The sequence below is a fragment of the Neobacillus sp. C211 genome, assembly GCF_051842875.1.
GTDB lineage: Bacteria > Bacillota > Bacilli > Bacillales > Cytobacillaceae > Neobacillus.
This window is the reverse complement of the sequence record NZ_JBPXRO010000061.1, coordinates 1-9,573: the sequence shown is the minus strand read 5'-3', so window position 1 is coordinate 9,573 and position 9,573 is coordinate 1. Positions and strand designations below refer to the sequence as shown.

Annotated in this window: 8 protein-coding genes and 1 pseudogene; 8 read left to right on the top strand and 1 reads right to left on the bottom strand. The window is 35.1% G+C overall.

What is annotated here, in order from left to right; translation table 11 throughout:
* Positions 1-205: 205 nt before the first annotated feature.
* The gene (locus ACSU6B_RS28440; protein WP_410889790.1) at positions 206-892 is read right to left on the bottom strand and encodes a tyrosine-type recombinase/integrase; all 687 of its coding nucleotides are present in this window, start codon (positions 890-892) and stop codon (positions 206-208) included.
* 267 nt (positions 893-1,159) lie between these two features.
* Here ACSU6B_RS28440 and ACSU6B_RS28435 point away from each other — a divergent pair.
* The 8 genes and pseudogenes from ACSU6B_RS28435 to ACSU6B_RS28400 all read left to right on the top strand — a co-directional run bounded on the left by ACSU6B_RS28435 (position 1,160) and on the right by ACSU6B_RS28400 (position 9,459).
* Positions 1,160-2,145 (top strand): annotated as a pseudogene (locus tag ACSU6B_RS28435) (DNA/RNA non-specific endonuclease).
* A gap of 215 nt (positions 2,146-2,360) precedes the next feature.
* Positions 2,361-2,942, top strand: a complete 582-nt coding sequence (locus tag ACSU6B_RS28430) for a GNAT family N-acetyltransferase (protein ID WP_410889788.1) — start codon at positions 2,361-2,363, stop codon at positions 2,940-2,942.
* Between the two features lie 165 nt (positions 2,943-3,107).
* Positions 3,108-4,283, top strand: coding sequence for an MFS transporter (locus ACSU6B_RS28425; protein ID WP_410889787.1), 1,176 nt, complete (start codon positions 3,108-3,110; stop codon positions 4,281-4,283).
* A gap of 1,520 nt (positions 4,284-5,803) precedes the next feature.
* On the top strand, positions 5,804-5,992 hold the full coding sequence (locus ACSU6B_RS28420; RefSeq protein WP_410889785.1) for a hypothetical protein: 189 nt from the start codon (positions 5,804-5,806) through the stop codon (positions 5,990-5,992).
* Between the two features lie 448 nt (positions 5,993-6,440).
* Positions 6,441-7,259: a MerR family transcriptional regulator gene (locus ACSU6B_RS28415; protein ID WP_168243422.1), complete on the top strand. Its 819-nt coding sequence runs from the start codon at positions 6,441-6,443 to the stop codon at positions 7,257-7,259.
* Positions 7,260-7,322: 63 nt separating this feature from the next.
* Positions 7,323-8,006, top strand: a complete 684-nt coding sequence (locus tag ACSU6B_RS28410) for a DUF554 domain-containing protein (RefSeq protein WP_168243423.1) — start codon at positions 7,323-7,325, stop codon at positions 8,004-8,006.
* 158 nt (positions 8,007-8,164) lie between these two features.
* Complete coding sequence (gene bluB, locus ACSU6B_RS28405; protein WP_410889782.1) at positions 8,165-8,806, top strand: 5,6-dimethylbenzimidazole synthase; 642 nt, start codon at positions 8,165-8,167, stop codon at positions 8,804-8,806.
* A gap of 485 nt (positions 8,807-9,291) precedes the next feature.
* On the top strand, positions 9,292-9,459 hold the full coding sequence (locus ACSU6B_RS28400; protein WP_410889780.1) for a hypothetical protein: 168 nt from the start codon (positions 9,292-9,294) through the stop codon (positions 9,457-9,459).
* Positions 9,460-9,573 lie beyond the last annotated feature (114 nt).

The following is a 9,573-nucleotide window of genomic DNA, read 5'->3' as shown; positions in this document are numbered from 1 at the left end:
GATAAAGTATTAGAAGTAGACCTGTCGGGATTGATTAAGCGATGATGGGTTGTAATTGAAAATAAGTGAAATAATCTACACAAGTCAATTACGGCTTATGGGTTGAGTATTTTCATAATTTCATTTTTGGAAAGGGTCTTATTCCACTAACGGGTGCAAGAGTGAAATAAAGCAACGCATTCGAGATGCGCTGCTTTATTTATTTTTAAAAATACTTCATATATAATTGCTGCCTGATGCTTCCGCTTAACTGGGCATATATCCGGGTGGTTTCACTTTTTTCATGACCTAATAGGCTTTGAATAACATCTAGAGGTGCTCCATTATTCAATAAGTGGGTTGCATAGCTGTGCCTTAGTTGGTGCGGATGAATGCCTTTGTTAATGCTGGCACGGTTTGAAATCCGTTTAATAATGTATCGCATCTGGGCAATGCTCATTCGATGAGGATCACGTTCCGTGACAAAAATAGCAGTGTCCCGGTCTTCACGATTATCTAGGTATCGCTTTAACCAAATTTCGCAACGGATATTGAAATAGACTTCCCGTTCCTTATCGCCTTTACCTCTGATAATGGCGGATCGGTTCATCCAATTAATTCTACCTCTATCTAAGGTAACAACTTCTCCTATTTGGCATCCAGTGGAGAACATGAATTCAAACAGAGCATTTTCCATTGGTGAACAACAGGCTTCCCGTAAATGTTTAAGACTTTCACTTGATTTTGCTAAATAAGCTTTTAATTGTTCTGTAGTGATCTTATCAATTTGAACATCATTAAAAAAGCGAATAAGTAAGATGGACTGTAGTTTATATGCTTTTAATGTTTGCGGCGAAAAGCCTTCAATGCGTTTATCAGATTCATACGTTTCCCATGCTTGAGATAATAACATGTTCATCTCTCCCCAAAAAATTCTTTTTTCAGGAATTATTGACTGGTTTTACAAAATTGAAACGGCGGTTCTTATTAAGCTAAAGGCAAAACTAGGTTAATAACATTAAGGATAATCATATGGGAATAAAATTTGTTGGAGTTAAGATTATAAGGATTTTAGCTTTAGATTGGAATCCTTTTTAAATTATTATTTCTTCGTTTTTTGAAGTGTTTTAGCAGTATAATAGTATTGGTATTTCTAAGATTTACAAAAAGGGGATAATTCATGAAGAAATTAACCTACATATTTATGGCGTTTTTATTAATTTTCCTTGTAGCCTGTTCATCAAATGAAACAACTGGCAAAGAGGAAAATGCTGAAACAAAGATAGAAGGGAAAAAAAGGAACAGGGTGTAGCTGAGGCTAAAGAAAAGGCAGAAAAAACGAAAAGTGAAAGCGGAGTCAGTCCAAGCGTTCCTGCCACTAGTACACCAACGATAACAAGTGTTAATGGTGACTTTGACTACAATAAATATACACTAATTGTAGTAGATGGCGGAGATATGTCAGGTTCTAGAAAGCCGAATGTAAGAGTTGATGTCGGGTATGGCGACAGGGAATATTGGGCTTTTACAAATGAATACGGACAGCTAATTCGTGTTGAAGCAAAAAATATAATACTCCAAAATCCGAATACTGAACATGTTTTATCGTCTGGGAGATACTATTCTGATGAAGCAAAGGTTCCCGGTACAGAGAGTCAAGAATTAGATGAAGGGCATGTGATTGCTGACTCACTTGGGGGAGTATCTAACGCATATAACATTACACCTCAAGACAGCATTCTCAATAGGCACGGCGATCAAGCCTATATGGAAAAAGTGATTCGAGACGCAGGAGGTTGTACAGATTTCGTAGCAGTGATTCAATATCCAAATACTAAGACTCAAATTCCTAACCATTATAAATTCACTTACAAAATTCAGGGCAGAACCATTACAGATGAATTTGACAATGTTAACCCAGATGAAGTGAACAAAAATTTAGGGGAAACGACAGGTACGAGCAATACCCCAGCGAAAACAGACAATGTACCAACAAACGAAACGGTAAGTAGTAATGAAGATGTTAGTAAGGTGGATACCAATCATAATGGAAGTGTTACGATCGCTGAAGCCAAAGCTGCTGGCTTTAAAATGCCAATTACGCGTGATTCATGGCTCTATAAATATATGGACGATCGGGATGGTGATGGACTAGTAGGTGAGTAAACAAATCGTCTATATACACATATAACACAAAAATGAAGAAAGGCTGCTATTTTTGGCGGCTTTTTTCTTGTTGTACTAACGAAGCAGATTAGTGGAAGATGAGTTGCTTAACCTCCCTCTTTTATCTGTCCCTTATAAAAAATAACAAACTGTCACTTTAATGCAGGACAGTTTGTTTATATAATCATACCAAAGAAAAAAAGGAGAGAAGAATTATGGAGATAACACCAGTAGTATTAATAGGAGATAGAGTAAAGATACAACCTATGGAGGATTATCACGTACAGGAATTATTTGATGCGGGAAACAATCCAGATATATGGACACACATGCCGATGAAGGTTCAATCGATTGAAGATATGAAGTACCTTGTGAATGGAGCACTTCAAGCGAGAGAACAAGGAAGCGAATTTCCTTTTGTTATCTTCGATAAGGATTCGGGGAAAATTGTGGGAAGCACTCGTTTTCTTAATATATCCATACCAAACCGTAACTTGGAAATTGGTTGGACATGGCTGTCTCCAACTGTTTGGCGAACTAGAATAAATACAGAATGTAAGTATCTTCTTTTGAAACACTGCTTTGAGACACTTGGGACAATTCGTGTTCAGTTAAAAACAGATAGTCGAAATGTGCGGTCTCAGCAGGCAATTGAACGGCTGGGTGCGGTAAAAGAAGGAGTGCTTCGGAATCATATGGTTATGCCTGACGGTTATTTAAGAGACTCTGTGTTTTACTCTGTAATCGACCAAGAATGGGTGCTAGTGAAGGACAAATTGGAGAGTATACTAAAATAATCCCGTATTTTCGAAGTGTTGCTTATTAAATTAAAGGGTGCTTTAACTTAACAACGGAGGTAGCTGCGGTACCTCCTTTTCTTATTGAACAAACGGAGCAGTTTACTTGAACAATTACGACCCTAAAAAATATACATATAATAATAATTGTAAATGGGGGATGTAATGGGCTTGCAAGGGAAAGTCAGTTTAGGTGTTGGTTGGATAACTTTGTTTCTAATGGGTACAGATTTATTTGTAGTAACTCCGTTACTACCGTTCATTTCGGAAGCGTATAGTGTTAGTTCAGCGATGACAGGATGGATGGTAACTGTTTTTGCTGTAACATATGCTATTGCAGCACCTTTCTTTGGTTGGGCTTCAGATAAAAATGGAAGAGGGATTTTTATTACATTTGGGTTACTGTTATTTTCCTTTTCTAATGCCTTAACTGCTTTTTCACCTTCTTTTACCTGGTTAATCATTAGTCGTATTTTAGCTGGTTTGGCGGTTGCTGCAATCACTCCTTTAATTTATGCCATTATCGGGGATATTGCACCATCAAATCGGAGAGGAACTTGGCTTTCTATTGTTGTTTCAGGACATTTAACAGCTCTTTGGGCAGGAGCACCAATCGGTACGTTACTAGAGCATTTTCTTGGTTGGCGTTCAGTATTTGTTGTAATGGCTATTATAGGGACTTTATTGGCGGCAGTAAATTTCAAAGCGTGGAAATATGTTCCTGGAAGGAATGTAACAAGAAATCTATTAGAAGGAAACCTGCCAAGAATACTTGGTTCTGTAAGTGTTACCACCACTTGGGCGATTTCAATGTATGCTCTTTATGTTTACTTAGGTGCGGCTCTTTATTCCGAAAATAGATTCACATCATCAGAAATCGCATTAGCTGTTACTTTTTATGGTATTGGTGCTGTTTTAGGAAGTCTTATAAGTGGACAATTCACAGACAGGTTTGGAGAAAAGAAGATTTCTAAAGCTACGCTAATTTTATTGACCCTTATTCTCGTTTGTTTAGGAATATTCTTCTCATCTGGGGATTGGATTTATTTCTTTCTGTTGATATGGGCTTTGGTTGGGTATGCAGGATTTACATCATACCAAGCACGATTAACAGTCGAATATCCCAGGGAACGAGGAATTGTTATGGCGTGGAATAATACGGCTTTGTATATTGGTATTACCATTGGTTCAATCATGGGTGGTTATGTCATATCTAATTGGGGTTATTCTTTCCTGCCATATGTTTGTAGCATTGCAGCAATTATTAGTTTTGTCCTTAGTAACCAAAAGGTCCAAGAAACAAAAAAAGAGAAAAATCATAATGTGAAGAATTGTACTTAAACTATAGGGTGCAAGAGTTAAAGACGGGGATCGCTGCGGCGATCTTTTTGCTTGTTGAGCTAACTGGCAGTTTAGTTGAACAAGCAAAGTGACTCATTAATGTCGCATTTGACCTAAAGGGTGACAAAAACGGGATGATAAACACGAAAAAAAGCGTCTAAATGACGCTTTAGTTAGAAAGAGGTACTGTAAATGGTTATTTAACTTAAAGGATTACTTTATATTATGATAGCTTGTTTTAAAAGGTAATGGACAAACACAGAATTTTCAAAGAATTATTTTTTTGGTTTGTAATGAGAACACCATTAATTCTGTTTCATAAGTTTTTAGCTAAAATACATCAGAAAAAATCAATTTTATTGCACAAAATGGGTCCAAACAAAATCCGTGCTTGACAGCCTTGAACCTCGTCTTTCTAGAAAGGATGGTTTAGGAACTTCATTGAAAAAAGGGGTATCTCCTAGTAGACCCAGCAATTTATATTTTTTAAAACTGAGCCGTAAATTAAACCTCATGTCGCCAATATCAGTATGACCACAAAAATCCTACTTTCATTCTCTGTGGTGCAGCAACGATTTTTCAGCTGCATGGATGGCTAACAGGGCAGTTTAATTGAAGAAGAGAGCGGCAAATCCATTGCTCTTTTATGTCGCATTTGACCCCTATTGCGTAATAAAGGAACGAATAAACAAATGATTTTACATTATTATGCGAACATAAGGAAGAATTAACACCGCATTATTTTGTGGCTAAAACCTAAAAGGGACATTTGGTCCCGAATATGGAAAAGAATAGGGTATACTATGAGGTCTTGGTTTTATAGGGTAATTGATCCCTCCAATATGAAAATGATGAGGATATGAACCAAGAAATATTTGATTCCAAGCACCGTAAATTGGAGGAGGGAATCCATGATAAGTTGCACCGTGTATTCCAGTAGTGATTGAGTACATTTAAACATCGCCACTCTCTTAATAATTTTTTATATCTTATGAGCTATAGACTAGATAGGGGTTTGTCTTCTGCTAAAATGGTCATTTGTATCATATTTTTAATTCGTATTAGACCCATATTGTGTACTATCAAAGATCATTAAAATAAAAAAAGGACACCAGCTAAGCTGATGCCTAAAAAGTAGAAAAAATATCCAATACCGCAGGATTATATAATGCAAAAATACCTAAATTCTATTGCTCAGTCCTTCATGGTTTGCGACTGAATTGCTTACTATTTCCATACCATGATTAAATATTGAATTTGGTCTGTAAAAACTTCATGTAGCCTGTGTTGAAGAGTCCTCACTTGTATCTAAATAAGGAGTGCCGACAACATAATTATCAGATATTCTTGGTGGTATATGACCTTGTTCTGGCATAAAAATCACCTCCATAATTAAATTGTGTGAGGTTGTGGAGATAAAATAACAGCCAAGAAGACACTTACAAATAGGCAAATATCTATTCCTCTTTAAAAATGGACACATACACTATTTTTGAAACAATTTGAGGAGGAGATATAAAATGGAAAGAGATTTCTTTGGAAGCGGTATGGGCTATGGAGGTTATCCTGGTTATGGCATGGGTTATGGTGGTCACCCATTCCATCATGGTTATGGTGGCTATCCATTCCATCATGGATATGGTGGCTATCCATTCCATCATGGATATGGCGGCTATCCATTTCATCATGGTTATGGTGGCTGCTGTTAGAGATGGTTCTTGTGACTCATTAATTAATATTAGTTAATTTTGCACATGACATTATTTTAAAAATGAACATTTGTCTTATCGGGGGATTTTTCCACTTATCCTGCTATTTATGTCGGGAAAAACCGTTTTAACAAATGTACCAGTAGTGCAAAACGGCGATATAGCATTGGATGTGGAAGCGGATGTTAAGATCAAGGTAAACGCACAAAATAGGTGCTAAATGGGTTAAATAGGCTAATCGATAATATGAAAAAAGAGCAAATGGGATTAGCCTGTTTGTTCTTTTTAAGATTCCCAACTATTTTTATTGAACTGACATTTGATTTAACGAAAAACCAGTGCTGTCTAAGTGGCAGCTTTTTCTTATTATGCTAACGAAGCAGGTTAGTTTAACATCACATAATCGAGTATTATAGTGATAATATAAACTTTTTTAAGGAAGATTAAAATGAAGAATAGATTTTCAATTGGAGAAATGGCTAAACTCCATAATACAACCATAAAAACCCTTAGATATTATGATGAAATTAATTTATTAAAACCTATACATACGGATATAAACAACGGTTATAGATACTATTCAACGGAACAATTTGAGCAATTGAATACTATTAATTATTTAAAGGAATTAGGATTTTCATTAAAGGAAATCAAGGGACATCTGGATCACAGGGATATCGATGGTTTTCTGTACCTCTTAGAGGAACAGAAAAGATTAACTGAAGAAAAGATCAAAGAACTGGAACGAATTAACCGCAGGTTCCAAAATCGAATTAAGGACATTAAATTAGCACGAGAAGTTAAGGAATTGGAAGTTCCTTTCATAAAGGAAAGGAAAGAGAGAAGGATAGTAAGGTTAATGGAAAAAATCAGTTCAGAACCAGAGCTGGAAGTTTCCCTGAGACGATTAGAGAGTCTGTCCAATATGAGTTCTTCTATATTTATTGGGGGAGTAGGTCTTACGATAAGTATTAATAATATATTAAAACACAAGTTCAATGAATATAACTCAATATTTATTTTAGTCGAGGATGATGATATTCAAAATCCTTTAGTGACAACTTTTCCGGAAGGCAAGTACGCTTGTATTTATTATAACGGAAATCATAACAATTCCCCCGAACATTATAGAACCGTACTGAATTTTATTCAAAATAATGGTTTCCAAGTTATCGGAGACTCCATTGAAAGAACAATAATTGACCATTATATTTCCGGAAGTAAAGAAGACTACCTGACAGAAATACAGATACCGATAAAGTGTTGACCCTCCCCTTACAGGAGGGTCTATATTTTTGGGTAAGAACAATATTTAAAAGGAGGAATGATTATGTTTGGAACAATTTTTAATACAATGATGATAATAGTCGGGAGCATTATCGGAAGCATCTTTAAAAAGGGAATAAAAGATGAATATCATAATATTCTAATGCAGGCTATGGGGTTAGTAGCTATGGGATTAGGAATAAATGCACTAGTACAACATTTACCTTCAAGCAAATATCCGGTACTTTTTATTGCAAGTTTAGCCGTAGGGGGAATACTCGGTCAAAGACTGAATTTGGAATCAAAATTTAATGCTATAGTTAATAAATATTCTAAGGGTAATTTAGCAGAAGGGTTATCGACTGCTATCTTATTGTTCTGTATTGGAACGTTATCTATGATAGGTCCTGTAGAAGCTGCGTTAAGGGGAGATTATACGTATCTGCTTGCAAATGGTATGTTGGATGGAATTACTTCGATTGTTTTAGCATCCACATTTGGTATTGGGATAGCTGTTGCAGGAATTGTGTTATTTGTATGGCAAGGTTCCATTTATTTAATTGCTATTTTAATGGAGAATTCCATAAATAATGATCTTTTAAATGAAGTGACTATTGTAGGAGGCATATTGATATTAGCATCTGGTTTAAATATTTTGGGCATTAAGAAATTTAATACCTTAAATCTTCTGCCATCATTAATGATTCCTCCTATTGTATTTTTAACTATTCATTTAGCTCATTTATAATGTTTGTGAAATATTTCACTTAAACTAACGGGTGCTTGAGTTGAACAAAGGGGTCGCTGCTGTGGCTCTTTTTCTTTTTTCACTAACGTAAGCAGGATAGTAAAAAATGATATAAGATTAAAATAGATATTTAAGTAAAGTAGAGGGTGATAAATTTTATGTTTACTAATGAAGAAAGAGATTCTATTTATAAAGTAATTTATAACAGGAGAGATATTCGAAGCTTTTTGTCAACGCCTATCCCAGAAAACATGATACATAAAATATTAAATGCAGCCCATCATGCCCCTTCAGTAGGATTTATGCAACCTTGGAACTTTATTTTAATTTCCTCTGATGAAGTTAAAGAAAAATTAGCTTGGGCAGCAGATAAGGAAAGACAAGCATTAGCTATTCATTATGATGGGGAAAAGGAAACGAAGTTCCTTGGTTTAAAAGTTGAAGGATTAAAAGAAGCTCCTATAACTATTTGTGTAACATGTGACCCTTCAAGAGGAGGTTCACATGTATTAGGACGAAATTCAATTCCTGAAACAGACATTTTATCAACAGCATGTGCTATTCAAAATATGTGGTTAGCAGCTTGTGCTGAAGGACTTGCGATGGGGTGGATAAGTTTTTATAAGAAGAATGATATCCGAGACATTTTAGAAATACCACCACATATTGATCCTATTGCTCTTATCTCTATTGGTTATACTAATGATTATCCAGATAAACCTATTTTAGAATTAGCTAATTGGGAAAAAAGGCGTTCTTTAGAACATCTTATTTTTAAAGATAAATGGGAAAGAAATTAATTAAAGGCTTATTAAAGTAACGGGTGCAAGAGTTACAGATTGGGATGGCTGCGGCGATCCCTATTTTTATTGCACTAACGTAAGCAGGTTAGTTGAAGAGAAGAATCACCAAACTAATTCTAAATATGGTATAATTTAGAAATACTGGAGAGGAGTGGGTTACTGTGTTTATGGTGATTTTTTTCTCTATTATTTTTGTAATTATAATTTTTTTAGCGATGATAAAAACAATAAAGGATAGTCAGAAAAAATAGACCATTTTCAACTAACAGGTGCAAGAGTTCAACAGGTATGGGGGATTTGCACCTATGAAAATAACATTCTTATCCATACTAGGTGAGAGTACAAGGAATCAAAATATTAAATAAAAAATTAATACGGGATAGACTCGAATATATGAAAGAATGGGATTTTGAATTTATCTCAAATACAACAGTGTTTATTATAAAATTCTTATTAAGCTAGTTGGGCGGTAGAAAGGTGATATGAAACCAGAAGATAAAGTTCAAAAACAAAAAAAAGTACAAAGATTGTATAGAAAAATAAAACAAGAGAATGATGAAGAGAAAAATAGCAGCTTAAAAGAGGCGGCAATTATTGTTTTTATCATTTTTATAATTGCTATCCTGAATGCTATGTTTAAAGGATTTTAGAAGTGTGCTTTGATGAAATAAAGTCACCAAGTTGGATAAAGTAGCGATTATAGCTAGATAAAAGCCTGAAGATAGTTACATTGCTTCAGGCTTTTATCTTGTTCTACTAACGGT